1 rRNA gene is annotated in these 241 nt (G+C 48.1%); it reads right to left on the bottom strand.

The annotated features are described in order from the left end of the window. Positions 1-137 precede the first annotated feature (137 nt). Positions 138-241, bottom strand: a 5S ribosomal RNA gene (gene rrf, locus H5079_RS18280); the annotation flags it as partial.

Here is a 241-nt window from a genome sequence, read left to right as displayed (position 1 = left end):
TTATGATTTGAGTGTCGGGTATCGCTACGCTCGCCCGACCTACGCGGGAGACTTGTGTACATTACTCACCCACACTTCACTTTTCTGCAGACGTAAAAAAGCCCGACTATTTCTAGTCGGGCTTTTTACAATTTGGAGCCTGGCAATGTCCTACTTTCACATAGCAAATGCTACACTATCATCGGCGCTGTTTCGTTTCACTACTGAGTTCGGCATGGGGTCAGGTGGGTCCAAAACGCTA

The organism is Pseudoalteromonas sp. SG44-5 (assembly GCF_014164175.1).
GTDB lineage: Bacteria > Pseudomonadota > Gammaproteobacteria > Enterobacterales > Alteromonadaceae > Pseudoalteromonas > Pseudoalteromonas nigrifaciens.
Note: the sequence above shows the minus strand (reverse complement) of the source record. Positions and strands in the feature narration are given on the sequence as shown.